This is a genomic window from Kerstersia gyiorum (genome assembly GCF_004216755.1).
Classification (GTDB): domain Bacteria; phylum Pseudomonadota; class Gammaproteobacteria; order Burkholderiales; family Burkholderiaceae_B; genus Kerstersia; species Kerstersia gyiorum.
Genome location: NZ_SGWZ01000001.1, coordinates 1,008,185 through 1,032,917 on the forward strand (window position 1 = coordinate 1,008,185; position 24,733 = coordinate 1,032,917).

The following is a 24,733-nucleotide window of genomic DNA, read 5'->3' on the forward strand; positions in this document are numbered from 1 at the left end:
CATGTCCGAAATCAAGAACTACACCCTGAACTTCGGCCCTCAGCACCCGGCCGCGCACGGCGTGCTGCGCCTGGTGCTGGAACTGGATGGCGAAGTCATCCAGCGCGCCGATCCGCACATCGGCCTGCTGCACCGCGGCACTGAAAAGCTGGCCGAATACAAGACCTATCTCCAGGCGCTGCCCTACATGGATCGCCTGGATTACGTCTCCATGATGTGCAACGAGCACGCCTACTGCATGGCGATCGAACGCATGCTGGGTATTGAGCCGCCGCTGCGCGCCCAGTACATCCGTGTGATGTTCGATGAAATCACGCGCATCCTGAATCACCTGATGTCGGTCGGGACGCACGCGCTGGACGTGGGCGCCATGGCCGTCATGCTGTATGCCTTCCGCGAGCGCGAAGACCTGATGGACTGCTACGAAGCTGTCTCGGGCGCCCGTATGCACGCGGCTTATTACCGCCCTGGTGGCGTGTACCGAGACCTGCCGGACAGCATGCCGCTGAACGAAGGCACCAGCAAGTACCGTACCGAAAAGGAACTGCGCGCGCTGAACGAAACGCGCGAGGGTTCGCTGCTGGATTTCATCGAAGCTTTCACCAATCGTTTCCCCGCCTGTGTGGACGAGTACGAAGCGCTGCTGACTGATAACCGTATCTGGAAGCAGCGCCTGGTGGGCATCGGCGTGGTTGATCCCGAGCGTGCCAAGGCCCTGGGCTTCACCGGCCCGATGTTGCGCGGCTCCGGCGTGGTGTGGGACCTGCGCAAGTTCCAGCCCTATGAAGTCTACGGCCTGCTGGATTTCGATATTCCCGTGGGGGTCAACGGCGACTGCTATGACCGTTACCTGGTGCGTGTGAATGAAATGCGCCAGAGCAACCGCATCATCAAGCAGTGCGTCGAGTGGCTGCGCAACAATCCCGGTCCCGTCATGGTGGACAACCACAAGGTTGCACCGCCCAAGCGCACCGGCATGAAGAGCAGCATGGAAGAGCTGATTCACCATTTCAAGCTCTTCTCGGAAGGCTTCCACGTACCGCCTGGCGAAGTCTATGCGGCAGTGGAACACCCCAAGGGCGAATTCGGCGTGCATGTGGTTTCAGACGGGGCCAACAAGCCTTACCGCCTGAAAATCCGCGCGCCCGGATATACGCACTTGCAGGCGCTGGACGAGATGTCGCGCGGCCACATGCTGGCCGATGCCGTAACCATCATCGGTACGCAGGACATCGTGTTCGGGGAAATCGACCGCTGAGCGGCCGGTTTTCTCCCTTTACATACACGGATTCAAAATTATGCTGCTTTCCGAACAGGCATATCAGAAGATCGACAGGGAACTGGCCAAGTACCCTGTCGACCAGAGGCAGTCTGCCATCATGGCGGCCCTGGGCATTGCGCAAGTCGAGAAGGGCTGGGTGTCGGCCGAGGTCATCGAGGACGTCGCGGAATATATCGGCGTGCCTCCTATCGCCGTCCAGGAAGTCGCGACTTTCTACAACATGTTCGACGTGCGCCCGGTCGGGCGCATCAAGGTGACGGTGTGCACCAACCTGCCCTGTGCTCTGCGCGGCGGCGAGCAGGCCGCCGAAGTCGTGCAGCGCAAGCTAGGTGTGAGCCTGGGCGAAACGACGCCGGACGGCATGTTCACCGTTGTCGAAGGTGAGTGCATGGGCGCCTGTGGCGATGCCCCCGTGATGCTGGTCAACAACCGGCACATGTGCGTGCGCATGTCCGAAGAACGCCTGGATGCCATGCTGGACAGCCTCAAGGCGGAAGCAGCGAAACTGCAAGGAGAATCGGCATGACGACGATGCTCGAACAACCGTTGGCGGCGCTGGACCTCAGCCGATTTTCCCAAGGCCTGGAGCCTGATCCGCTGGGCGACCTGAGCCAGTCCATGTGTTTCCATGGCCGTCACATCGAACCGCAGATCCTGGCGGGCATCGACGGTAGCAACTGGCACCTGGAAGATTACGTCAAGCGCGGCGGCTACGAAGCCCTGCGCAAGGTGCTGACCTCCGGCATGAAGCCGGAAGACGTGATTGCCGAAGTCAAGGCCTCGGGCCTGCGTGGCCGTGGCGGCGCAGGTTTCCCCACCGGCCTGAAGTGGAGCTTCATGCCGCGCACTTTTCCGGGCCAGAAGTACCTGGTCTGCAATTCGGACGAGGGCGAGCCGGGGACGTTCAAGGACCGCGACATCCTGCGCTTCAACCCGCACGTGGTGATCGAGGGCATGGCCATTGCCGCTTATGCAATGGGCATCAGCGCCGGCTACAACTACATCCACGGTGAGATCTTCGAAGTGTACGAACGCTTCGAGGCGGCACTGGAAGAGGCCCGCAAGGCGGGCTTCCTGGGCGACAACATCCTGGGTTCCGGCTTCAACTTCCAGTTGAATGCTTTCCACGGCTACGGCGCCTACATTTGCGGCGAGGAAACTGCGCTGCTTGAATCGCTGGAAGGCAAGAAAGGCCAGCCGCGCTTCAAGCCGCCTTTCCCGGCCAGCTTCGGGCTGTACGGCAAGCCGACGACCATCAACAACACCGAGACTTTCGCGGCGGTGCCCTGGATCATCCGCAATGGTGGTCAAGCCTATCTGGAAGTCGGCAAGCCCAACAACGGTGGCACCAAGATTTATTCGATCTCTGGCGATATCGAGCGCCCGGGCTGCTATGAAATCCCGATGGGCACCCCGTTCAGCAAGTTGCTGGAACTGGCGGGTGGCGTCAGCGGTGGCCGCAAGCTGAAGGCGGTGATCCCTGGCGGTTCGAGCGCGCCCGTGCTGCCGGCCGACATCATGATGGAATGCACCATGGACTATGACAGCATTTCCAAGGCCGGCTCCATGCTGGGCTCGGGCGCTGTCATCGTCATGGACGAGCGCCGCTGCATGGTGAAGTCGCTGCTGCGTCTGTCGTACTTCTACCATGAAGAAAGTTGCGGCCAGTGCACGCCCTGCCGCGAAGGCACGGGCTGGCTGTACCGGATCGTCAAGCGTATCTATAACGGCGAGGGCCGTCCCGAGGATCTGGAACTGCTCGATAGCGTGGCAGGAAACATTATGGGCCGCACCATCTGCGCCCTGGGTGACGCCGCAGCCATGCCGGTACGTGCTTTCCTGAAGCACTACCGGCACGAGTTCATGCACTACATCGAGCACAAGCGGGGCGTCGTTGCCCCGTATCTGTGAGACAGAGGATTCAAAATGGTTGAATTGACCATAGACGGCCGGGTCGTCGAGGTGCCGGAAGGCAGCATGGTGATGCACGCTGCCCACAAGCTGGGCGTGTACGTTCCGCATTTCTGCTATCACAAGAAACTGTCCATCGCGGCCAACTGCCGTATGTGTCTGGTCGAAGTGGAAAAGGCGCCCAAGGCTTTACCGGCCTGCGCGACGCCTGCCACCAACGGCATGGTGGTGCATACCAGTTCGGAGCGTGCTGTCGCGGCTCAGAAGAGCGTGATGGAGTTTCTGCTGATCAATCACCCGCTGGATTGCCCGATCTGTGACCAGGGTGGAGAATGCCAGCTGCAGGATCTGGCGGTAGGCTACGGTGGCTCATCTTCGCGCTACAACGAAGAAAAGCGTGTGGTGTTCCACAAGGACCTCGGTCCGCTGGTGTCGGCTGAAGAAATGAGCCGCTGCATCCATTGCACCCGCTGCGTGCGCTTCGGCCAGGAAATTGCCGGCGTGATGGAGCTGGGCATGATCAAGCGCGGCGAGCACTCCGAGATCACCACGTTTGTGGGCCGTTCGATCGAGTCCGAACTCTCCGGCAACATGATCGACCTCTGTCCTGTCGGCGCGCTGACTTCCAAGCCGTTCCGCTACCAGGCCCGTACCTGGGAACTGGCCCGCCGCCGCGCCGTCAGCCCGCACGACAGCGTGGGTGCGAACCTGGTGGTTCAGGTCAAGGACAACAAGGTCCTGCGTGTCGTTCCGTTCGAGAACGATGCCGTCAACGAATGCTGGATCAGCGACCGTGACCGCTTCTCCTACGAAGGCCTGAACGTCGAAGACCGCCTGACGGTGCCGATGCTCAAGAGCTGTGATGGCCGCTGGCGCGAGATTTCCTGGGCGGAAGCCCTGGAAGCCGTGGCGGAAGGCTTGGGCCGCGTGCGCGAAAGCCATGGCGGCAACGACATCGGCCTGCTGGCGTCCGAAAACGCCACGGTCGAGGAATACGCGCTGCTGGCCCGCCTGGGCCGTGCGCTGGGTTCCGAGAATATCGACTTCCGCCTGCGCCAGACCGACGCTGGGCTGGATGCTGCCCTGGAGGGCACGCCCTGGCTGGGCATGCCCATCACCGATCTGGATAACCGCGATGTTGTCCTGGTGGTAGGTTCTTTCCTGCGCAAGGACCATCCGCTGTTCGCGCAGCGCCTGCGTCAGGCCGCCAAGCGTGGCACCAAGGTCATCCTGGTGGACAGCGCTGCCGATGATCCTCTGCTGCCGGTGGCCGCGCGCATCACCGTGGCGCCGTCCGAGCTGCCGCGCGCGCTGGCCGAAATCGCCGTGGCGCTGGCTGCGGCCAAGGAAACCGCCGTGCCTGCCGCCTTTGCCGGTGTGCAGGCGGGCGCAGCAGCCCAGGCCATCGCCGCACTGCTGGCAGGTTCGCAACAGGGCGCCGTGCTGTTGGGCAATCTGGCGGTGAATTCGCCCGATGCCACGCTGCTGGCTGCCAATGCGCAATGGATTGCCGACAACAGCGGTGCAACGCTGGGCCATCTGACGGCCGGTGGCAACACGGTAGGCGGCTACCTGGCGGGCGCCGTGCCCGGCGTCGGCGGCAAGAACGCCGCCGCCATGCTGGCCGAGCCGATGCGCGCCTATGTGGTGCTGCACGCCGAACCGCAGCTGGATGCCGACAATGCGCCTCAGGCGCTGGCAGCACTGCGCGGCTCGCAGTTCACCGTGGCGCTGACGTCCTATCGCAGCGCTGCCGAAAGCTGGGCCGACATCATGCTGCCGGTGGCGCCGTTCACCGAAACCTCCGGTACCTACGTCAACGCGGCCGGCCTGGCGCAAAGCTTCAAGGGCACGACTGCGCCCCTGGGCCAGGCCCGTCCGGCCTGGAAGGTGCTGCGTGTGCTGGGCAACGTGCTCAAGCTGGCTGGTTTCGACGACGAAACTTCCGAGTCCGTGCGCGACACGGCCCTGGCTGGCGACATCCCGGCTCGCTTGTCGAATCGCGTCAAGGCTGAACCCGGCCTGCCGGCTGTTCGCGCTGAAGGCACGTTGGAACGCCTGGCCGAGCTGCCTATCTTCCGTACCGACGCCATTGTGCGTCGTGCAGAATCGTTGCAGGAAGCGGCCGCTTCACGCGCGCCCAAGGCTCGCATGAACGCTGCTACGCTGGAACGCCTGGGCCTGGAAGAGGGCGCCAAGGTCCGTGTGCGTTCAGCCCATGGCGAAGCGGAGCTGACGGCTGCGCGTGATGACAAGGTGGCTGATGGCGCCGTGCGCGTCGCTGCCGGTTTCGAACAGACGGCGGCGCTGGGCAGCGCCTTCGGTGCAATTTCGGTGGAGCGTGTCTGACATGAGCTGGCTCGATGTGATCAATAGCCACGGTGAGGCTCTGCTGGGCCCGACCGCCTGGCTGGTGGTGTGGACGGTGATCAAGATTGTCGTGATCGCGCTGCCCATCATTATTTGCGTGGCGTTCCTGACCTATTGGGAACGCAAGATGATCGGCTTCATGCACGTGCGCCGCGGACCGAACCGTGTCGGTCCGCGCGGGCTGCTGCAGCCGTTCGCCGACGTGTTCAAGCTGCTGACCAAGGAAGTCGTGGTTCCCAGCCAGGCCAACAAGGTGCTGTTCATCGTGGCGCCTGTCGTGGTGCTGATGCCGGCGCTGGCGGCCTGGGCGGTGATTCCCTTTGGCCCTGAAACCGTGCTGGCCAATGTGAACGCCGGCCTGCTGTATGTCATGGCGATCACTTCGCTGGGCGTTTACGGCGTGATCGTGGCCGGCTGGGCATCCAACTCCAAGTACGCGCTGCTGGCGGCAATGCGTGCCTCGGCGCAGATGCTGTCCTATGAACTGGCCATCAGCTTCGTCTTGCTGGTCGTGGTGCTGGTGTCCGGCAGCATGAACGTGTCCGAGATCGTGAACGTGCAATTGCGCGGCACCTTCGCCGGCATGGGCCTGACGTTCCTGTCGTGGAACTGGCTGCCGCTGCTGCCGCTGTTCGTCATCTACATCATCTGTATGGTGGCTGAAACCAACCGCCACCCGTTTGACGTGGTGGAAGGCGAATCGGAGATCGTGGCCGGCCACATGGTCGAGTACTCGGGCATGGCCTTCGCGCTGTTCTTCCTGGGCGAATACGCCAACATGATCTTCCTGTCGGCGATGGCGTCGATCATGTTCCTGGGCGGCTGGTCCGCACCGCTGGACTTCGCGCCGTTTACCTGGGTGCCAGGCTGGCTCTGGCTGGCTTTGAAGACGTTTGTCGTAGTGTCCCTTTTCATCTGGTTCCGTGCGTCGTTCCCGCGTTACCGCTATGACCACATCATGCGCCTGGGCTGGAAGATCTTCATCCCGCTGACCGGTGTGTGGCTGGTGGTGGTGGCGATCTGGATGCAGACGCCCTGGAATATCTGGAACTGAAGCGGACGAGCAGAGGCAAGATATGGAAGCGATCAAGGATTTCTTCGGCAGCCTGATGCTGTCGGAACTGCTCAAGGGCATGCGCCTGACCGGCAGGTACTTTTTCCGGCGCAAGATCACGTTGCGCTACCCGTTTGAGAAAACGCCGGCTTCGCCGCGTTTCCGTGGCCTGCACGCTTTGCGCCGCTACCCCAATGGGGAAGAGCGCTGCATCGCCTGCAAGCTGTGCGAAGCGGTCTGTCCGGCCATGGCGATCACGATCGAATCGGGCGAACGCGACGACGGCACGCGCCGTACCACGCGTTACGACATCGACCTAACCAAGTGTATTTTCTGTGGCTTCTGCGAAGAGAGCTGCCCGGTGGATTCCATCGTCGAAACGCATATCCATGAATACCATGGTGAAAAGCGTGGCGACCTGTACTTCACCAAGGACATGCTGCTGGCCGTGGGCGACCGCTACGAAAATGAAATCGCCAAACGGCGCGCGGCCGACGCGCCCTATCGTTGATAACGGGGTAGCTGGCTCATGATCTTCTCTACCATTCTCTTTTACGTCGTTGCGGCCATCCTGGTCATCGCGGCTGTGCGCGTGATTACCGCGAGCAGCCCGGTCACTGCGGTGCTGCACCTGATCCTGGCGTTCTTCAACGCCGCCATGCTGTGGGTGCTGATCGGCGCCGAGTTCCTCGGGCTGCTGCTGGTTGTGGTGTACGTGGGCGCCGTCATGGTGCTGTTCCTGTTCGTCGTGATGATGCTGGACATCAAGCTCGACATGCTGCGCGCCGGTGCGCGCAACTACATGTTCATCGGCGGCATCGTCGGCCTGGTCATGGTGCTGGAAATGGCATTCGTGCTGTGGGCAACCTGGGGCGGCGTCGGCGAACTGCCGGTGCAGCCGGGCGATTACAACAACACCCGCGTGCTGGGTGAACTGATGTATACGAAGTATGTCTTTGGCGTGGAAGTCGGCGCCGTGCTGCTGCTGGTCGGCATGATCAGCGCCATCGCGCTGACGCTGCGCCGCCGTACCGACGTGCGCTACAACGATCCGTCCGGTGCCGTGAAGGTCAAGGCCAAGGACCGCTTCCGTATCGTCAACGTCAAGCCTCAGCGCGATGTGGCGCCTGAGGCACCGGCAGCCGAGGCAGCTGGCGAAGGAGAAAAACAATGACACTCACTCTGGCGCACTATCTGGTGCTGGGGGCCATCCTCTTCGCCATCGGCGTTTTCGGGATGTTCCTGAACCGGCGCAATCTCATCATTCTGCTGATGTCCATGGAGCTGATGCTGCTTGCCGTGAACATGAACTTCGTCGCCTTCTCTTCCTGGATGGGCGATGCGGCGGGGCAGGTCTTCGTGTTCTTCATCCTCACGGTGGCGGCTGCCGAAGCCGCGATTGGTCTGGCGATCCTGGTGTTGCTGTTCCGTAACCTGAACACGATCAACGTCGACGATCTTGATCGCCTGAAAGGCTGATGGGGCCCGGAATCATGTCTGAAACCAATTTTTATCTGCTCATTGCGCTGGCTCCGCTGGTCGGCGCCATCCTGTCCGGCCTGTTCGGCACTGGCTTCCTGGGCCGTCCGGTCGGGCGCCGGGCAGCGCATTGCATCACGATTCTGGGCGTGGCGATCTCGGCCATCGGCTCGGTGTTCGTGCTGCGTGACGTACTCAATGGCCATACCTTCGACGGCACGGTCTATACCTGGACGCTGATCGGTACGACCAAACTGGAAATCGGCTTCCTGATCGACTCGTTGTCGGCCATGATGATGGTCGTCGTGACCTCGGTGTCGCTGATGGTGCACATCTACACCATCGGCTACATGGCCGACGATCCCGGTTACCAGCGTTTCTTCTCGTACATTTCGCTGTTCACCTTCTCGATGCTGATGCTGGTCATGTCCAACAACATGGTTCAGCTGTTCTTCGGCTGGGAAGCGGTGGGCCTGGTGTCCTACCTGCTGATCGGCTTCTGGTACACGCGTCCGACGGCGATCTTCGCCAACATGAAGGCCTTCCTGATCAACCGTGTCGGCGACTTCGGCTTCGTGCTGGGCATCGGCCTGCTGTTTGCCTACACCGGCACCATGCACTACGGCGAAGTCTTCGCCCAGGCCGACAAGCTGGACGCGCTGCAACTGCCGGGCACTGACTGGCAACTGCTGACGGTGGCATGTATCTGTCTGTTCATCGGCGCCATGGGTAAATCGGCGCAGGTGCCGCTGCACGCCTGGCTGCCTGACTCGATGGAAGGCCCGACCCCGATTTCCGCGCTGATTCACGCGGCCACCATGGTGACCGCCGGTATCTTCATGGTGTCGCGTTTCTCGCCGCTGTTTGAACTGTCGGATACGGCGCTGTCGCTGATGATCGTGGTGGGCGGCATCGGTGCGCTGTTCCTCGGCATCCTGGGCATCATCCAGAACGATATCAAGCGCGTCGTGGCCTATTCCACGCTGTCGCAGCTGGGCTACATGACGGTGGCGCTGGGGGCTTCGGCCTACTCGGTGGCCGTGCTGCACCTGCTGACGCACGCCTTCTTCAAGGCCCTGCTGTTCCTGGGTGCTGGTTCCGTCATCATCGGCATGCACCATGATCAGGACATCCGCAACATGGGCGGCCTGCGCAAGTACATGCCCATCACCTGGATCACCTTCCTGATCGGTACGCTGGCGCTGGTCGGCACGCCGTTCTTCTCGGGTTTCTACTCCAAGGAAAACCTGATCGAGGCCGCGCATGCCGCCAACGTCTGGGGCGCGGACTTCGCCTACTGGGCGGTGCTGATCGGCGTGTTCGTCACTTCGCTGTACTCGTTCCGCGTCTACTTCCTGGTTTTCCACGGCAAGGAGCGCTTCCCTGAGCACGGCCATGACGCGCACGGCCATGGCCACGACGACCATGGACATGACGATCACGGCCATCATGGCGGCAAGCCGCATGAGTCGCCCTGGGTGGTTACGCTGCCGCTGATCCTGCTGGCCATTCCGTCGATCATCATCGGCGCACTGGTAGTTGATCCCATGCTGTTCGGCTCGTTCTTCGACGGTGTCATCACGGTGCTGCCGCAACACCCGGCCATGGCTGACATTGCTTCGACCTGGCACGGCTGGGTGGCCTACGGCCTGCATGCGTTCCAGACCTTGCCGTTCTGGCTGGTGGTCGCTGGCGCCGTCATTGCCTGGTACTGCTACCTGATCAATCCCAAGGTGCCTGCCGCCATCCACGCCCGCATGGGTTGGCTGCTGCGTATCCTGGAGAACAAGTACTACGTCGACTGGTTCAACGAGCAGGTCATCGCCCGTGGCGCTCGTGCGCTGGGTCGCGGCCTGTGGCGCTACGGTGACCGCGGCCTGATCGACGGCCTGGTCAACGGCAGCGCCCGCATGGTGGGCTGGATCGCCGCCGTCAGCCGCAAGGTACAGACCGGCTACATCTATCACTATGCGTTTGCCATGATCATCGGTGTGATGGTTCTGGTGACCTTCTATGTGCTGATTTACAAATGATGGCTAGCGACATGGTATCTACAACATTCCCCTGGCTGACATGGGCCATCTTCACGCCCATCGTTTTCGGCGTGCTGGTCCTGGCGCTCGGACGCGATTCCGCGCCTGGCCGCACCCGCTGGCTGTCGCTGATTGGCGCCATCGTCAGCTTCCTGGTCACCATTCCGCTGTACACGCGTTTTGATGCCACCACCGCCAACATGCAGTTCGTCGAGAAATCGAGCTGGATCGAGGCGCTCGGCGTGGATTACCACCTGGGTGTTGACGGCATCTCGGTGTGGTTCGTGCTGTTGACTGCCTTCATCACCATCATCGTGGTGGTGGCGGGCTGGGAAGTCATCACCAAGCGCGTCGCTCAGTACATGGCGGCGTTCCTGATCCTCTCCGGCTTGATGATTGGTGTCTTCGCGGCGCTGGACGGCCTGCTGTTCTACATCTTCTTCGAAGCCACGCTGATTCCGATGTACATCATCGTCGGTGTCTGGGGCGGCCCGAACCGTGTGTACGCAGCGTTCAAGTTCTTCCTCTACACCCTGATGGGCTCGCTGCTTACGCTGGTGGCCTTTATCTACCTGTGGAGTGTCACGGGAACCTTCGATATCGCCACCTGGCAGCAACAGCCGCTGGGCATGACGCCGCAGATCCTGATCTTCCTGGCGCTGCTGGCTGCATTCGCGGTCAAGGTGCCGATGTGGCCGGTGCACACCTGGCTGCCGGATGCCCACGTGGAAGCGCCTACCGGTGGTTCCGTGGTGCTGGCCGCGATCATGCTGAAGCTGGGCGCCTATGGTTTCCTGCGCTTCTCGCTGCCCATCGCGCCGGATGCTGCGCATGAGCTGTCCTGGCTGATGATCACGCTGTCGCTGATTGCAGTGATCTATATCGGTCTGGTGGCAATCATCCAGGCGGACATGAAGAAACTGGTGGCTTATTCGTCCGTTGCCCACATGGGTTTCGTGACGCTGGGCTTCTTCATCTTCAATACCGCCGGCATGGAAGGCGCCATCGTCCAGATGATCTCGCACGGTTTCGTGGCAGGCGCGATGTTCCTCTGTATCGGTGTGTTGTATGACCGCGTGCACAGCCGCGAGATTTCGGCTTACGGTGGTGTGGTCAACACCATGCCCAAGTTCGCCACCTTCTTCATCCTGTTCTCGATGGCCAATAGCGGCCTGCCGGCCACCAGCGGTTTCGTCGGTGAGTTCATGGTGATCATGGGCGCTGTCGAATACAACTTCTGGATCGGCCTGCTGACGGCTACGGCCTTGATCCTGGGCGCAGCCTATTCGCTCTGGATGACCAAGCGCGTGGTGCTGGGCGATATCGCCAATGACAACGTGCGCAAGCTGAAGGACCTGTGCAGCCGCGAATTCCTGATGCTGAGCATCCTGGCCATCGCGGTGCTGTTCATGGGTATCTATCCGAAGCCCTTTGTCGATCTCATCCACGTCTCGGTCGATGCGCTGCTGCAGCACGTTGCCATCTCGAAACTGTAAGGCTGGACCATCATGCAATCTTCGTTCAACTTTACCCTTGCGCTGCCGGAGATCATCCTGCTGATAGGCGGCATGGCGATCCTGCTGCTGGACGCCGTCCGCAATGATCCCCTGCGCCGCATGACGCACACCCTTAGCCTTGTGCTGCTGCTGGTGCTGACGGTTGTCTCGCTGGTGCAGTGGTCTGATGGCGTGCGCGGCTCCACCTTCTCCGGCATGTTCGTGCTGGACCCGCTGGCGCACTTGCTGAAGGTCGCGTCCTACATCGCCGTGGCGGTCAGCCTGATCTACGGCCGTGCCTATGCGCAGGCCCGCGACATGATGACCCGCGGCGGCGAGATCTACGTGTTGTCGCTGTTTGCGCTGCTGGGCCAGATGGTCATGATTTCGGCCGGCAACCTGATGTCCATGTACCTGGGCCTCGAATTGATGTCCCTGGCGTTGTACGCGCTCATCGCACTGCGCCGCGACCACGTGGTGGCCACCGAGGCGGCGATGAAGTACTTCGTGCTTGGCGCGCTGGCTTCCGGTTTCCTGCTCTACGGCATGTCCATGGTGTACGGCGCGACCGGCAAGCTCGACCTCGGAGAAATCGCCGCAGTGCTGCGTGCGGGCGACTTCCAGCACATGGCCCTGGTGTTCGGCGTGGTGTTCGTGGTGGCTGGCCTGGCTTTCAAGCTGGGCGTGGTGCCCTTCCATATGTGGGTGCCCGACGTTTATCAGGGTTCGCCCACGGCCTCGACCCTGCTGCTGGGTGCTGCACCCAAGCTGGCCGCCTTTGCCATCACGCTGCGCCTGCTGGTGGAAGGCCTGCATGCGCTGGCTGCCGACTGGCAGAGTATGCTCATGATCATGGCCGTGTTGTCGCTGGCCATCGGTAACCTGACCGCGATCATGCAGACCAGCTTCAAGCGCATGCTGGCGTATTCGAGCATTTCCCACATGGGTTTCGTCATCCTGGGCCTGCTTTCGGGCGTGGTGGACGGCAACCCAGGCGCGGCAGGTTCGGCCTACGGTGCTGCCTTGTTCTACATGCTGGTCTATGTGCTGACGACGCTGGGCGGTTTCGGTGTGGTCATGCTGATGTCGCGCGAAGGCTTCGAATGCGACAGCATCAGCGATCTGAAGGGCCTGAACAAGCGCAGCCCGTTGTATGCGCTGGTCCTGCTGCTGTTGATGTTCTCGCTGGCTGGCATCCCGCCGCTGGTTGGCTTCTATGCCAAGCTGGCCGTGCTGCAAGCGGTGGTGCAGGCTGGCCACCTGTGGCTGGCCATCCTTGCGGTGCTGTTCTCGCTGATCGGCGCGTTCTACTACATCCGTGTGGTCAAGGTGGTGTACTTCGACGAACCGGAAGAAAATGCGCCGACGATCAAGGCCGGCTGTCTGCCGCGCGCGGTGATGGCGATCAACGCTGCACTGCTCCTGCTGCTGGGCATCCAGGAAAACGGCATCATCCAGCTTTCGGTGGACGTGATCCGCGCTTCGCTGGCATTCTGATCGCCTGATTCCAGTAAAAAACGCCGGCCCTAGGCCGGCGTTTTTTTTGTCTCTGTTTTTGTGTCGGGCAACGAGAGGCGATTAACGTGGGTGAATCACCAGGTCGATGATCAGGCCGGTAGCGATGGTGATCAGCAGGTAATCCGCGCCTATTCTTACCCAGCGCTGGCCATGGGGCGGAGGACGCAGGCCATGATGGCGGGGATGGGCAACATAGTAGCCAGGGCCGGCGTAAGGGGCCGGCAGCAGGCCTCCCCGCTGAAAGCGCGGGGATGGGTCTGGCAAGTGCCAGGGTGCGCGGCCTGCGTGGATTGGCGGGCCATCCCGCCAGGCAGGGCCTTGCTGCGGCCGATGGCTGGTGACGCGATGGGAGCCAGGATGAGCGCGACCGGTGTCGCGGGCGTGTTCGATATGGTTGCGCGAACTGTTGTCCCGGAACGGGTCTTGCAGACCTTTCTGCCCGGCACGGTTACCGTGGCCATGTGAGTGTTCGTGCTGGTTCTGCTGGTCTGCGTGGTGGTTATCTGTCGTTGGACCATGGATTGTTCGCCTGGCGTCGCGGCGCGGCTCGTCGCGCTGCACGCGGGAATGCTGTTCGTTGTAGGGCTGCGCCTGCAGACTGGTGCTGACACCGGCCGTCGCGCAGCTCGAAAGGACGAAAATCGCCACGGAACGAAAGTATGGGTGTGCCATGAAGCCTCCCTTGTTTCTGCAATCGGTAAATGGCTGTGTGCCCAGGCGTGTCGCAGCCAGGCGCCCGGATTGCTTGCCTGGCGGGGCGCAAGGGCGGGCCTCAGTGATTCAGTACGAGGTCGATAATCAGGCCGGTAGCGATGGTGATCAGCACATAATCCGCACCCACTTTGACCCAGCGTTGGCCGTGGCCCGGCGCTGGCAGGTTGTAACGTTCAGGCTGGCTGACGTAGTACCTGCGGCCCTGGTACGGTTGGGGCAGGGTGTCGCCCTTGTGATAGCGGTCATCCGGGCCGGCGCCATGCCTGGCCTGGCTGGGATGCTGCTGAGCGGCTGGTGTGGTGTGGTTTCTGGATGGTGCTGCTTTCCGGCCCGTCTCATGGCTTTGCTGGGGCCTGGCCTGGTTGTTATTGCCGGGTGAGGATGACGGGCGCTGATTGTGCGTCTGCGGCTGGTTCTGGGTGGACGGGCGGTTCGGAGAGGATTGAGGATTGTCGCGTCGTTCTTGCTGGGCGTTATCCCGGAGGCCCTCTTGCGAAGGTTGGGCGCTGGCAGTCAGGTTGAAGGCTACCGCGGAGATGCCCAGCAGGGTCGAAATAATGACAGAGGTAGTTTTATTGCGGCTCGCCATGATGGAGCTCCTTTCAGGTAGGCAGCGGAGGAATCCGTGGATACCAGTGTGTGCCTGCGCTTTGCATGGGCCGTGGAGATTTCATGGAGAAGTTCGGGGTACGTGTAATAAATTGCGTCTTCTTACCGGCAATATTGATAAATGTTCGCAATTTGATTTACCGCAAGCGGCGGCATTTGCGACCATTTACAGGCGACAGCGGGGAGGCTGACAATGCTTGGGCGCAGCGGTGTTTGCCGTTGCCGCTTGCTGAACAGGAGAAAGCAATGAAACGTCTGGAAGGTAAGGTCGCCATCGTCACCGGCGCTGCAGTCGGTATCGGGCGTGCCATCGCGCTGCGCCTCGCACAGGAAGGCGCCAAGGTCGCCGTGACGGATGTGCAGGACGGCGCCGAAGTCGTGGACACCATCAGCAAGCTGGGCGGGCTGGCCAAGTTCTGGCGTGTAGACACCACGGATGAGGCCTCGGTTGCCGAATCCTTCATCGAAGTGGCCGAGTATTTTGGCCGCATCGACATTCTGGTGAACAATGCCGGTATTTCCGGCGTGAACAAGCCCACGCATGAAATCACGGAAGCGGAATGGGACCGCGTCATGGACGTCAACGTCAAGGGTGTATTTTTCTGCACCAAGCATGCGGTGCCGACCATGCAGGAGCAGGGTGGCGGCAGCATCATCAATCTGTCTTCCATCTATGGCCTGGTCGGCGCAGCAGACCTGCCGCCCTATCACGCCTCCAAAGGCGCGGTGCGCCTGATGAGCAAGAACGACGCCTTGCTGTATGCCCGTGACCACATCCGCGTGAACTCGGTGCATCCGGGCTTCATCTGGACGCCGCTGGTCGAGGATCTGGCCAACAATTCGCCGGCGGGACCGGCGGCCTTCCGTGCCGAACTGGATGCACGCCATCCGTTGGGCTATGTCGGCGACCCGGACGATATCGCCTGGGGCGTGGTGTACCTGGCTTCCGACGAGGCCAAGTTCGTGACCGGCAGCGAGTTGGTGATCGACGGCGGCTATACCGCCAGGTAATCGCGTACCGATTGCTGCCTGTCGCTTGGTACGCAGCGTCGGACGGCGCATGCCGTCCGCTTCCAGCGCCAGGCGCCTCAGCGGGCGCGGCGTACCATGGCGATGTGGTCTATCCCGGCTTCCTGGAAAGGGGCGCCTTCCGCCTGGAAGCCGTGCCGTTCGTAAAACGGCCGGGCATGGCATTGCGCATGCAGTACCAGCGTGGTGTGCCCTTGGCGCAGGCCGGCATCGACCAGTGCCTCGAGCAGCAGCCCACCCAACCCGGTACCCCGCGCCGGGCGGCGCACGGCCATGCGGCCGATATGGCCGTCGGGCAGCAGGCGGCCGGTGCCCAGCGCAATGCCATGTGCATCGTAGGCGACGGCATGCAGGCATAGTGGGTCCATGTCGTCGAGCTCGATTTCCGGCGGCACGCCTTGTTCATCGACAAAGACTTCGAAGCGGATGGGGGTGGCATCAGCGCGCAGTGCTTCCCAATTGCCCAGGCGCAGCTGGGTGGAGGGAGGCGTGGCAGGCGTAAGCGTGTCGGGCATGGTCGGTTTTGTGGGGGGCAATGACGGGCCGGCGCCGCCGGGCGGGGCCGACGGCACAGGGGCACGGTCGGCAGGACTCAGCTGGCGAACCAGTTCAGCACGCCATCCAGGCCGGTGTAGTTCAGGGCGTGGCTGGCCTGTTGCTGCACCACAGGCTTGGCGCGGTAGGCGACCGAAATACCTGCCAGCTTCATCATTTGCAGGTCGTTGGCGCCATCGCCGATGACGATCGCCTGGCTGGTCTGTGCGCCATGGCTGGCGGCGAACTGTTGCACCAGGCGGGCCTTGGCCTGGGCATCGACGATATCGCCCAGCACGCGGCCGGTGAGTATGCCGCTGTCGTTGACTTCCAGCGTATTGGCATGGGCCGCATCCAGCTGCAGGCGCTGGCGCAGGCGTTCCGTGAAGAAGGTGAATCCTCCGGAAACCAGCAGAATCTTCAGGCCGGCGGCACGGGCCGATTCCACCAGGCGTTCGGCGCCAGGGTTGAGTTTGAGGCGGTCGGCATAGACTTCTTCGAGTGCCGTGGCCGCCACACCTTGCAAGAGCGCGACCCGGCGGCGCAGGCTTTCCGAGAAATCCTTGATTTCACCGCGCATGGCAGCCTCGGTGATGGCAGCCACTTCTGGCTTGCGGCCGACGGCATCGGCAATTTCGTCGATGCACTCGATATTGATCAGCGTGGAATCCATGTCCATGGCCAGCACGCGGTAATCGGACAGCTTGGCCTGGCCCGGCACATAGGCATAGTCCATGTGGCGGCTGGCACACCAATCAGCCAGTTCCTTGCGGCTGGCTTCGTCGCCGGCCACACCGGTCAGACGGGCTGCGGTCGTGCTGATGCGGCGCACGCCATTGGCACAGGCCAGCGCGGCCGCCTGTTCGATACGGTCGGCAGACAGGTCGGGAGATTGCAGGATGAGATGGATGCTGGAATCAGTCATGGCTTTCGGGCCGGCACCAGTAGGCGCGGGCGGGGCGGGTAAGAGCCGCAGCACCTGGGGTAGCGGTGCTGCGGGCGTGGATTTGGCCAGCAGGCATCATAGCCGGTTGCCGCAAAAACAGGATATCCCGGCGGCAATGGCCTGCTTCCTGCCGGTGGTTTGCTGCCCGCATCAACCCAGCGCGCGCAGCAGGCCACGTACGGCGTCGATGCGCGCGGCAATGTCGGGCTTGGATATCTCCATGCGCAGCTTGTCCGGGCCGCTCAGGCGGATGTGGCGCTGCTTTTGAACCAGTTCGATCAGGCGTACCGGATCGACCCGGGTATCGGTGCGGAAATGCAGCAATGCCTGCGTTTCGCTGGCGTCTATCTTCTGGATGCCCAGGGCTTCGGCGCGCAGGCGCAGTCGGTGGCTGGCGAGCAGCGTCTTGGCGGCTTCCGGCAACGGGCCGAAGCGGTCGATCAGCTCTTCCTGAAGGCCCAGCAGGGTGTCGTCGTCAGGCGCGTGCGACAGGCGCTTGTAGAGCGCCAGGCGGGCGTGCACGTCGGGGCAGTAATCGGAAGGCAGCAGCGCCGGCGCATGCAGGTTGATTTCGCAACCGGCGTGCAGGTCGGCATCCAGGTCGGGTTCCTTGCCGGATTTCAGCGCGCGCACGGCGGCGTTGAGCATGTCCGAATACAAGGAGAAGCCAATCTCCTGGATATTGCCCGATTGCGATTCGCCCAGGACTTCGCCGGCGCCACGGATTTCCAGGTCATGCATGGCCAGGTAGAAGCCGGAACCCAACTCTTCCATGGCCTGGATCGCTTCCAGGCGCTTCTTCGCGTTGCTGGTGATGGCGTCCTCGCCCGGGGTCAGCAGGTAGGCGTAGGCCTGGTGGTGCGAGCGGCCGACGCGGCCGCGCAACTGGTGCAGCTGGGCCAGGCCGAAGCGGTCGGCGCGGTGGATGATGATGGTGTTGGCGCTGGGAACGTCGATCCCGGTTTCGATGATGGTCGTGCACAGCAGCACGTTGTAGCGCTGCTGGTAGAAGCCCTTCATGACCTGTTCCAGTTCGCGCTCGGGCATCTGTCCGTGCGCCACGGCGATGCGGGCCTCGGGAACCAGTTCTTCAAGCCGTGCACGGCGGTTGTGTATGGTTTCCACTTCGTTGTGCAGGAAATAGGCCTGACCGCCACGCTTGAGTTCGCGCAGCAGCGCTTCGCGGATGGTGCTGCCGTCCTCGCGGCGCACGAAGGTCTTGATCGCCAGGCGCTTCTGCGGTGCGGTGGCGATGACAGAGAAGTCGCGTATGCCTTCGAGCGACATGCCCAGCGTGCGCGGGATAGGCGTTGCGGTGAGGGTGAGGACATCCACTTCCGCGCGCAGTGCCTTGAGCGCTTCTTTCTGGCGCACGCCGAAACGGTGCTCTTCGTCGATGATCACCAGGCCCAGGCGTTTGAAACGCACATCCTTGGACAGGATCTTGTGGGTGCCGATGACGATATCTATGGTGCCGTCGTTGATGCCGCCGATGGCGCTGGTGATTTCCTTGGCGGAGCGAAAGCGCGACAGTTCCACGACCTTGACCGGCCATTCCGCGAAGCGGTCGGAGAAGGTCTGGGCATGTTGTTCCGCCAGCAGTGTGGTCGGGCACAGCAGGGCGACCTGCTTGCCATTGGCCACGGCGATGAATGCAGCGCGCAGGGCGACTTCGGTCTTGCCGAAGCCGACATCGCCGCACACCAGGCGGTCCATCGGCCGGCCGGAAGTCATGTCGTCGATGACGGCTTCGATGGCGGCGGCCTGGTCCGGGGTTTCGTCGAAACCGAAACCCTGGGCGAAGGTGCCGTAGTCGGACGGAGACAGCTCGAAGGCGTAACCCTGGCGGGCAGCGCGCCGCGCATAGAGGTCCAGGAGCTCGGCGGCGCTGTCGCGCACTTGTTTGGCCGCCTTGCGCCGGGCTTTTTCCCATTGGCCCGAGCCCAGCTGGTGCAGCGGCGCGGATTCCGGGTCGGCGCCGCTGTAGCGGGCGATCAGATGCAACTGCGACACCGGTACATACAGCGTGCTGCCCTGCGCGTATTCCAGATGCAGGAATTCCATCTGGCCTTCGCCCAGGTCCATGCTGGCCAGTCCGCGGTAGCGTGCAATGCCGTGCTGCAGGTGTACCACAGGGTCGCCTTCGCGCAGCTCGGCCAGGTCGCGTACCATGGCCTCGACGTTGCTGGCCTGTTCCTGGGCACGGCGCGGCCGGCGCAGGCTGCCGCCGCTATCCGGGTAGAGATCGTTTTCGGTCAGGAAGACCGTGCCGTCGGCATGCCGGATGAAGCCTGCCGTCAGCGGTGCTGTCGCCAGTATGAACCGGCCGTCCGCAACCCTGGCGGCAGGCAGGCTGTCGGCCTGTTCGTGCGGCGCCAGGCCGTGCTCCTGCAGCATGAGCAGCAGAGTTTCGCGGCGACCGGCGGAATCGGCGCACAGGACGACGCGCCGGGCTGCGCTGTCGCTGACGCCCTTCAGGCCGTGGATGCACAGGCGCAGGCGCGCCAGCGGGTCTTCGGCGCGGCGCGCAATGGCGACATCGGGTGGCGCGGTGAAGTCCGGGTTGGGGGTATCGGTCAGCGCCAGGCGCGGCAGCTGGCGCAGATGACCGAACAGGACTTCCTGGTTCATGAAAAGGCGGTCGGGCGGCAGCAGCGGCCGCTCGCGATCGCTTTTCAGGAATTGGTAGCGGCTCTGGGTGTCGCGGGCGAAGCCCTGGATGGTGTTGTCGATATCGCCGTGCGTGACCGCCAGCGTACCGGCAGGCAGGTAGTCGAACAGCGTGGCGGTTTCGTCGAAGAACAGCGGCAGGTAGTATTCGACGCCGGCAAAGGCGATGCCGTTGCCGATATCGCGGTAGGGCAGTGCGCGGCTGGGGTCGCCTTCGAATTCTTCGCGAAAGCGTGCGCGAAAGCGCGTGCGTGCGTCTTCGTCCAGCGGAAACTCGCGGCCGGGCAGCAGTTCGATCTCGCGCACGGGGTAGAGTGTGCGTTGCGTATCGACATCGAAGCTGCGCAGCGATTCGATTTCATCGTCGAACAGGTCAATGCGGTAGGGCACCGCCGACCCCATGGGAAAGAGGTCGATGATGCCGCCGCGCAGGCTGAATTCTCCCGGCGCGCTGACCTGCGTGACATGGCTGTAGTTGGCCAGGACCAGCTGGGCGCGCAGCGCGGCCTCATCGAGCTTGTCGCCCTTGCGGAAGGAAAAAGTATAGGCTGCCAGGAACGAGGGTGGCGCGAGCCGGTAGAGCGCGGTGGTGACAGGGACGGTAAGAATGTCTACCTGGCCCTGCATCAGCGCATGCAGCGTTTTGAGACGCTCGGAAATGAGATCCTGGTGCGGCGAGAATCCATCGTAGGGCAGGGTTTCCCAATCCGGCAGCTGGCGCACCCGGCGTTCCGGCGCGAACAGGCGGATTTCCTCGGCCAGGCGCTGGGCTTGCAGGGGCTCGGCGCACAGGATCAGCATGGGCTGGCCGGCGCGCTCCGAGAGTTCCGCCAGCCAGCAGGCATCGCCGGAGCCGTGCGGGCGCGGCTGGGCATGGCGCAGGCCGGGTTTCAGGGCGGCAAGGACGCTGGCGGTGGCCGGCGATTCGGGCAGCAGCGAGGCGCTGGAAGTGGTGGTGGATTCAGGCATGAGGACTCTGATTATAAAATCCCTGGCATGACAGAGAAACTGATTGCGATCGTTCCCGCCGCCGGGGTCGGGAAACGCGCCAGCCGGCATGATGGCGATGTGCCGAAACAATACCGCCAACTACGCGGCGAACCCGTGCTGCGCCTGGCGGTGCAGGCCTTGCTGGCGGATGCACGGGTGAGCCAGGTGCGGGTCGCGGTGGCGCCCGGCGACGGCTGGGCAGCCGAAGCGCTGGCCGGCCTGCCCAGGGTCGAGTGCCGTCCTTGCGGCGGCGTCGAACGCGCCGATACCGTGGCCAATGCGCTCGCCGATGCGGCGTTGCATGCCGGCCTGGGCGAGCGCGACTGGGTTTTGGTGCATGATGCCGCCAGGCCGGGCCTGCCGGTGCAGGCCCTGGCACGCCTGATAGACGCCTGCCTGGCCGATGCCTGTGGCGGCCTGCTGGCCCTGCCGGCGGCAGATACCGTCAAGCAGGGCCGAGAAAGGGTGGCACGCACTCTGCCTCGTGATGAAATATGGCTGGCGCAGACGCCGCAGATGTTTCGTGCCGGTCTGCTGCGCCAGGCGCTGGCCGAAGCACGCGCCGCTGGCGTGGCCGTCACGGATGAGGCCAGCGCAATGGAGGCGGCGGGACATGCGCCGTTGCTGGTAAGAGGGTCGCCGCGTAATGCCAAGCTGACCTGGAGCGAAGATTTTGAATGGATGGAGAATTGGGGATGAGTATTCCGTTTCGCGTGGGCCAGGGGTTTGACGTACATGCGCTGGTCGAGGGCCGCCCGCTGATCATCGGTGGCGTGACGATTCCGCATACGCATGGTCTGGCCGGGCATTCGGATGCCGACGTGTTGCTGCACGCCGTGACCGATGCTGTACTGGGCGCGGCGGGCCTGGGTGATATCGGCCGGCATTTTCCCGATACCGATCCGGCATTCAAGGGAGCGGACAGCCGCGTGCTGTTGCGCGAGGCGTTTGCGCGGGTACGTGCCGCTGGCTGGGAAGTCGTCAACGTGGATGCGACGGTACATGCCCAGGCGCCGAAGATAGGCCCGCATGCCGCGGCGATGGTGGCCAATATCGCTGCTGATCTCGCCCTTGAGGCTGGCGCCGTGAATGTGAAGGCCAAGACCAACGAGCATCTGGGTTACCTGGGCCGCAAGGAAGGGATTGCGGCCACGACGGTGGCTCTGCTGGCACGCCGCCAGAACTGAGGCCAGGCGTGGTGCGCGGTCCGGCTGCGCAGGCTGTCCGGGTCAGCCGCCGATGGGACGGTTGCAGACGCTGGGTTCGTCGGTCAGCAGTGCATCCAGCACGCGCAGCACTTCTTCCGGGTTGCGGCCTACCTTCAGGCTGTTGACCGAAATGTGCTGGATCACGTTGTCCGGGTCGACGATCAGGGTGGCGCGCAGTGCCACGCCCTGGCTGCGTTCGCGGATGCCCAGCTGGTCGATCAGGGAACCGGACGTATCGGCGAACTGGTGATGCTGGATGCGCGCCAGTTCGTTTTGTTCGCGGCGCCAGGCCAGCTTGACGTGTTCATTGTCGCTGGAGCCGCCCAGCAGGATGGCATCGCGTTCTTCGAAGGCTTCGGCCAGGGCATCGAAGCCGACGATTTCCGTCGGGCAGACCGAAGAAAAGTCCTTGGGGTAGAAATAGATGACTTTCCACTTGCCGGGAAAGGTGCTTTCGGTGATGTCTTCGAAGGCCGAAACGCCGTTTTCCTCCGCCAGGGTAAAGCCAGGCTTGACGCCGATAATGCGAAACGAGTCGAGTTTGTCGCCGATGGTTTTCATCAAAATCTCCCAGGAGTCCCAAAGCGTCAGGATGACGCTCGCTGGAAGCATTCTACGCGAGAGCCAGGGCTGGAGATAAGAGCGTGCCGGGGGGGGCGTCAGCTTTGCTGGGGGCGTGGCAGTTCGATGCGGACCAGCAGGCCCGAGGGGTCGTTTTGCAACAGGTTCAGGCGTCCGCCGATCTGGCTCAGCAAGCGTTCGACGATGGACAACCCCAGGCCGGCCCCGCTGACGCCGGTGCGCGCGCTTTCGCCGCGCGAGAACGGGCGCAGCATCTTGGCGCTATCGGAAAGCGGTATGCCTGGGCCCTGGTCGGAAACGTCGATGCGCAGCCATTTGCCCTGTACGCTGGCGGACAGGTTGATATGGGCCCGGCCGTCACCGGACAGGCCATAGCGCCTGGCGTTCTCGATGAGGTTGGTGATGATGCGCTTGAGGTCGAAATCCGAGATGCGGGCGTAAAGATCTGGGGCGATATCCGCTTGCAGGGTACCGCCCAGCGCTTCGGTATGGCTGCGTTCGCGCTGGTAGATTTCGTGCAGTACGTCCGAGACGAAAGTGACTTCCTGGCCGGATGTGCCGGCAGGGCGGGCGTAATCCATGAGCTGGCCGATACAGCGTTCGATCTGGCCGAGATCCTGGTCGATATTCTGCAGCGTATCTTCAGACACTCCGCTCATTTCGATTTCCAGGCGCAGCCGCGCCAGCGGCGTACGCAGGTCATGAGAGAGGCCGGCCAGCATCAGTTCCCGGTCTTCTTCGCTCTGGCGCAACTCATGCGCCATGCGGTTGAAGCTGGCATTGATGCGGCGCAGTTCTTCCGGGCCGCCTTCGGGCAGCGGCAAAGGAGTGGAGCCACGCGATAGTTCCTGCACGGCCTTGGCCAGGCGTGACAGCGGGCGGTTGACGAAGCCCACACTGATGGCTGCACCTATCAGCGAGAGGATGAGCGCGGTCACCCCCCAGCCTATCCATTCCATCCCGCCTGTCAGGCCGAACTGGTCGCGTTCGAAGACCAGCCAGTAATCCTCATCGTCGATGCGGAAACTGACCCAGATACCGGAGATATTGTTGACGGAACTGGCCAGGCGGATGTCTTCGCCCTGGCGGCTGCGGATCAGCGTGGCGACGCGAGTCCAGTAATCGTCGTGCGGCAGCGCCTGGATATCGTCCTGCTCGGTGCGGGGATAGACCTGCAAGCCTTCATTGGTTGCCAGGTCCAGCAGCAGCCGGCTGCGGGAATCCGGCGCTGAATAGATCAGCGCGGCGCGGGTGATATTGACGGAAGTGACGACTCGCTGCGCCATCTGGTAGGCGCGCGGGCCGATTTCCATGCTGAAGAAGACTTGCAGCCAGGCCAGCAGGCTGGCGATCATCAGCGTGCTGAGCAGCAGGAATGTGCGTCCGAACAGCCCGAGACGGAACAGTCGCGTCCAGCGGGACTGTTCGGCGTGGCGGGCAGTTGGTCGGTTCGGTGCCTGAGTGTCAGTTGCCGCCATCGGGGACGAAGACGTAGCCCAGGCCCCAGACCGTCTGGATGAAGACGGGCTTGGAAGGATTCGGCTCGATCAGCTTGCGCAGGCGCGAAATCTGCACGTCCAGGCTGCGGTCGAAGGCTTCGTATTCGCGGCCACGGGCCAGTTCCATCAGTTTGTCGCGCGACAGCGGTACCTTGGGATGGCGTGCGAAAACTTTCAGGACCGAGAACTCGCCCGTGGTGATGGGCACGGTTTCGCCGTTGCGCATCAGGGTGCGGGTTGAGAGATTCAGGGTATAGGGACCGAATGCGACGGACTCGTTTTCCTGGCTGGGCGCGCCGGGATGCTCTTCGGCGCCACGGCGGCGCAGGATCGCATTGATGCGGGCCAGCAGTTCACGCGGGTTGAACGGCTTGGACAGGTAGTCGTCAGCACCCATTTCCAGGCCCAGGATGCGGTCGATTTCTTCCGCCTTGGCCGTCAGGATGATGATAGGCGTATTGTCATGCGCGCCACGCAGCCGGCGACAGATCGAAAGACCATCTTCCCCGGGCAGCATCAGGTCGAGCACCAGCAGGTCGAAATGCTCACGTTGCCACAGGCGCGCCATCTCCTTGGAATCTTCAGCCACAAAAACATTGAAGCCTTGTTCCGAAAGGTAACGGCGCAGCAGGTCGCGCAGACGGGGATCGTCATCGACGACCAGCAGTTTGCGAGGAGTTGGAGGCGTTTGTGGTGTAGGCATGGCGTAAATGTAACAGCGGGCTAAAAGGGGGCCAAAGGGGCTTACTTAACGTTACACAAGTGTAAGTTTCGCCACAAGTGGCAGCTCAGCATATCCTTCTGTAGAG

The 24,733-nt window shown here is 62.8% G+C and carries 22 protein-coding genes; 14 read left to right on the top strand and 8 right to left on the bottom strand.

Annotated elements, in window-relative coordinates:
- The first annotated feature begins 1 nt into the window (after position 1).
- From EV679_RS04460 to nuoN, 11 genes are read left to right on the top strand one after another with little or no spacing between them, the layout of a single operon-like run.
- Positions 2 to 1,258 carry an NADH-quinone oxidoreductase subunit D gene (locus EV679_RS04460; RefSeq protein WP_130486587.1) on the top strand — a complete coding sequence of 419 codons (1,257 nt, stop codon included), beginning with the start codon at positions 2 to 4 and terminating at the stop codon, positions 1,256 to 1,258.
- 40 nt (positions 1,259 to 1,298) lie between these two features.
- Complete coding sequence (nuoE, locus tag EV679_RS04465; RefSeq protein ID WP_130486588.1) at positions 1,299 to 1,808, top strand: NADH-quinone oxidoreductase subunit NuoE; 510 nt, start codon at positions 1,299 to 1,301, stop codon at positions 1,806 to 1,808.
- Between the two features lie 20 nt (positions 1,809 to 1,828).
- Complete coding sequence (nuoF, locus tag EV679_RS04470) at positions 1,829 to 3,193, top strand: NADH-quinone oxidoreductase subunit NuoF (RefSeq protein ID WP_130486767.1); 1,365 nt, start codon at positions 1,829 to 1,831, stop codon at positions 3,191 to 3,193.
- 15 nt (positions 3,194 to 3,208) lie between these two features.
- Complete coding sequence (nuoG, locus tag EV679_RS04475; protein ID WP_127775081.1) at positions 3,209 to 5,542, top strand: NADH-quinone oxidoreductase subunit NuoG; 2,334 nt, start codon at positions 3,209 to 3,211, stop codon at positions 5,540 to 5,542.
- Between the two features lies 1 nt (position 5,543).
- Positions 5,544 to 6,617 (top strand): NADH-quinone oxidoreductase subunit NuoH, encoded by a 1,074-nt coding sequence (nuoH, locus tag EV679_RS04480; RefSeq protein ID WP_068366891.1) that lies wholly within the window; start codon positions 5,544 to 5,546, stop codon positions 6,615 to 6,617.
- Between the two features lie 22 nt (positions 6,618 to 6,639).
- The gene (gene nuoI, locus EV679_RS04485) at positions 6,640 to 7,128 is read left to right on the top strand and encodes an NADH-quinone oxidoreductase subunit NuoI (protein WP_068366889.1); all 489 of its coding nucleotides are present in this window, start codon (positions 6,640 to 6,642) and stop codon (positions 7,126 to 7,128) included.
- An 18-nt stretch (positions 7,129 to 7,146) separates the two neighbouring features.
- A complete protein-coding gene (locus EV679_RS04490; protein ID WP_068366887.1) occupies positions 7,147 to 7,791 on the top strand; it encodes an NADH-quinone oxidoreductase subunit J in 645 nt (214 codons plus the stop codon).
- Positions 7,788 to 8,096, top strand: a complete 309-nt coding sequence (gene nuoK / locus EV679_RS04495) for an NADH-quinone oxidoreductase subunit NuoK (RefSeq protein ID WP_068366885.1) — start codon at positions 7,788 to 7,790, stop codon at positions 8,094 to 8,096. Before EV679_RS04490 ends, nuoK begins: the two co-directional genes overlap by 4 nt.
- 14 nt (positions 8,097 to 8,110) lie before the next feature.
- A complete protein-coding gene (nuoL, locus tag EV679_RS04500; RefSeq protein ID WP_165389949.1) occupies positions 8,111 to 10,129 on the top strand; it encodes an NADH-quinone oxidoreductase subunit L in 2,019 nt (672 codons plus the stop codon).
- Positions 10,126 to 11,625 (top strand): NADH-quinone oxidoreductase subunit M, encoded by a 1,500-nt coding sequence (locus tag EV679_RS04505; protein WP_068366883.1) that lies wholly within the window; start codon positions 10,126 to 10,128, stop codon positions 11,623 to 11,625. The genes nuoL and EV679_RS04505 overlap by 4 nt, the downstream gene beginning before the upstream one ends.
- Before the next feature lie 9 nt (positions 11,626 to 11,634).
- Positions 11,635 to 13,122 carry an NADH-quinone oxidoreductase subunit NuoN gene (gene nuoN / locus EV679_RS04510; RefSeq protein ID WP_068366881.1) on the top strand — a complete coding sequence of 496 codons (1,488 nt, stop codon included), beginning with the start codon at positions 11,635 to 11,637 and terminating at the stop codon, positions 13,120 to 13,122.
- 81 nt (positions 13,123 to 13,203) lie between these two features.
- On the opposite strand, the gene EV679_RS04515 is transcribed toward nuoN, so the two are convergent.
- Together EV679_RS04515 and EV679_RS04520 are read right to left on the bottom strand one after the other, a co-directional pair.
- A complete protein-coding gene (locus tag EV679_RS04515) occupies positions 13,204 to 13,815 on the bottom strand; it encodes an RcnB family protein (protein ID WP_130486589.1) in 612 nt (203 codons plus the stop codon).
- A gap of 100 nt (positions 13,816 to 13,915) precedes the next feature.
- On the bottom strand, positions 13,916 to 14,446 hold the full coding sequence (locus EV679_RS04520) for an RcnB family protein (protein ID WP_130486590.1): 531 nt from the start codon (positions 14,444 to 14,446) through the stop codon (positions 13,916 to 13,918).
- 266 nt (positions 14,447 to 14,712) lie between these two features.
- On the opposite strand from EV679_RS04520, the gene EV679_RS04525 reads away from it, so the two are divergent.
- A complete protein-coding gene (locus tag EV679_RS04525) occupies positions 14,713 to 15,477 on the top strand; it encodes an SDR family NAD(P)-dependent oxidoreductase (protein ID WP_130486591.1) in 765 nt (254 codons plus the stop codon).
- Between the two features lie 77 nt (positions 15,478 to 15,554).
- Here EV679_RS04525 and EV679_RS04530 read toward each other — a convergent pair whose 3' ends face one another.
- From EV679_RS04530 to mfd, 3 genes are all read right to left on the bottom strand, one after another.
- Positions 15,555 to 16,010: a GNAT family N-acetyltransferase gene (locus EV679_RS04530; protein WP_068366876.1), complete on the bottom strand. Its 456-nt coding sequence runs from the start codon at positions 16,008 to 16,010 to the stop codon at positions 15,555 to 15,557.
- Positions 16,011 to 16,087: 77 nt separating this feature from the next.
- Positions 16,088 to 16,954, bottom strand: coding sequence for a phosphoserine phosphatase SerB (serB, locus tag EV679_RS04535; RefSeq protein WP_130486592.1), 867 nt, complete (start codon positions 16,952 to 16,954; stop codon positions 16,088 to 16,090).
- A gap of 171 nt (positions 16,955 to 17,125) precedes the next feature.
- A complete protein-coding gene (gene mfd / locus EV679_RS04540; RefSeq protein ID WP_068366872.1) occupies positions 17,126 to 20,614 on the bottom strand; it encodes a transcription-repair coupling factor in 3,489 nt (1,162 codons plus the stop codon).
- Positions 20,615 to 20,641: 27 nt separating this feature from the next.
- Between mfd and ispD the strand changes: the two genes are divergently transcribed.
- Positions 20,642 to 21,334 carry a 2-C-methyl-D-erythritol 4-phosphate cytidylyltransferase gene (gene ispD / locus EV679_RS04545; RefSeq protein WP_068366870.1) on the top strand — a complete coding sequence of 231 codons (693 nt, stop codon included), beginning with the start codon at positions 20,642 to 20,644 and terminating at the stop codon, positions 21,332 to 21,334.
- Positions 21,331 to 21,822: a 2-C-methyl-D-erythritol 2,4-cyclodiphosphate synthase gene (ispF, locus tag EV679_RS04550; protein ID WP_068366868.1), complete on the top strand. Its 492-nt coding sequence runs from the start codon at positions 21,331 to 21,333 to the stop codon at positions 21,820 to 21,822. Before ispD ends, ispF begins: the two co-directional genes overlap by 4 nt.
- A gap of 42 nt (positions 21,823 to 21,864) precedes the next feature.
- Here ispF and EV679_RS04555 read toward each other — a convergent pair whose 3' ends face one another.
- The 3 genes from EV679_RS04555 to ompR form a co-directional block, all read right to left on the bottom strand.
- On the bottom strand, positions 21,865 to 22,404 hold the full coding sequence (locus tag EV679_RS04555; RefSeq protein WP_068367738.1) for a redoxin domain-containing protein: 540 nt from the start codon (positions 22,402 to 22,404) through the stop codon (positions 21,865 to 21,867).
- A 98-nt stretch (positions 22,405 to 22,502) separates the two neighbouring features.
- Positions 22,503 to 23,903 (bottom strand): ATP-binding protein, encoded by a 1,401-nt coding sequence (locus tag EV679_RS04560; protein ID WP_068366866.1) that lies wholly within the window; start codon positions 23,901 to 23,903, stop codon positions 22,503 to 22,505.
- Positions 23,890 to 24,627, bottom strand: a complete 738-nt coding sequence (gene ompR, locus EV679_RS04565) for an osmolarity response regulator transcription factor OmpR (RefSeq protein ID WP_068366864.1) — start codon at positions 24,625 to 24,627, stop codon at positions 23,890 to 23,892. Before ompR ends, EV679_RS04560 begins: the two co-directional genes overlap by 14 nt.
- Between the last annotated feature and the right edge of the window lie 106 nt (positions 24,628 to 24,733).

Excerpts from the sequence above, each read along its gene's own strand:
- nuoG (WP_127775081.1), top strand. The coding sequence starts at position 3,209 with ATGGTTGAATTGACCATAGACGGCCGGGTCGTCGAGGTGCCGGAAGGC.
- EV679_RS04460 (WP_130486587.1), top strand. The coding sequence starts at position 2 with ATGTCCGAAATCAAGAACTACACCCTGAACTTCGGCCCTCAGCACCCG.
- EV679_RS04555 (WP_068367738.1), bottom strand. The coding sequence starts at position 22,404 with ATGAAAACCATCGGCGACAAACTCGACTCGTTTCGCATTATCGGCGTC.
- EV679_RS04490 (WP_068366887.1), top strand. The coding sequence starts at position 7,147 with ATGATCTTCTCTACCATTCTCTTTTACGTCGTTGCGGCCATCCTGGTC.
- ompR (WP_068366864.1), bottom strand. The coding sequence starts at position 24,627 with ATGCCTACACCACAAACGCCTCCAACTCCTCGCAAACTGCTGGTCGTC.
- EV679_RS04520 (WP_130486590.1), bottom strand. The coding sequence starts at position 14,446 with ATGGCGAGCCGCAATAAAACTACCTCTGTCATTATTTCGACCCTGCTG.
- EV679_RS04530 (WP_068366876.1), bottom strand. The coding sequence starts at position 16,010 with ATGCCCGACACGCTTACGCCTGCCACGCCTCCCTCCACCCAGCTGCGC.
- nuoE (WP_130486588.1), top strand. The coding sequence starts at position 1,299 with ATGCTGCTTTCCGAACAGGCATATCAGAAGATCGACAGGGAACTGGCC.
- serB (WP_130486592.1), bottom strand. The coding sequence starts at position 16,954 with ATGACTGATTCCAGCATCCATCTCATCCTGCAATCTCCCGACCTGTCT.
- mfd (WP_068366872.1), bottom strand. The coding sequence starts at position 20,614 with ATGCCTGAATCCACCACCACTTCCAGCGCCTCGCTGCTGCCCGAATCG.
- EV679_RS04525 (WP_130486591.1), top strand. The coding sequence starts at position 14,713 with ATGAAACGTCTGGAAGGTAAGGTCGCCATCGTCACCGGCGCTGCAGTC.
- EV679_RS04515 (WP_130486589.1), bottom strand. The coding sequence starts at position 13,815 with ATGGCACACCCATACTTTCGTTCCGTGGCGATTTTCGTCCTTTCGAGC.
- EV679_RS04560 (WP_068366866.1), bottom strand. The coding sequence starts at position 23,903 with ATGGCGGCAACTGACACTCAGGCACCGAACCGACCAACTGCCCGCCAC.
- ispD (WP_068366870.1), top strand. The coding sequence starts at position 20,642 with ATGACAGAGAAACTGATTGCGATCGTTCCCGCCGCCGGGGTCGGGAAA.
- nuoI (WP_068366889.1), top strand. The coding sequence starts at position 6,640 with ATGGAAGCGATCAAGGATTTCTTCGGCAGCCTGATGCTGTCGGAACTG.
- nuoH (WP_068366891.1), top strand. The coding sequence starts at position 5,544 with ATGAGCTGGCTCGATGTGATCAATAGCCACGGTGAGGCTCTGCTGGGC.
- nuoK (WP_068366885.1), top strand. The coding sequence starts at position 7,788 with ATGACACTCACTCTGGCGCACTATCTGGTGCTGGGGGCCATCCTCTTC.
- nuoL (WP_165389949.1), top strand. The coding sequence starts at position 8,111 with ATGTCTGAAACCAATTTTTATCTGCTCATTGCGCTGGCTCCGCTGGTC.
- EV679_RS04505 (WP_068366883.1), top strand. The coding sequence starts at position 10,126 with ATGATGGCTAGCGACATGGTATCTACAACATTCCCCTGGCTGACATGG.
- ispF (WP_068366868.1), top strand. The coding sequence starts at position 21,331 with ATGAGTATTCCGTTTCGCGTGGGCCAGGGGTTTGACGTACATGCGCTG.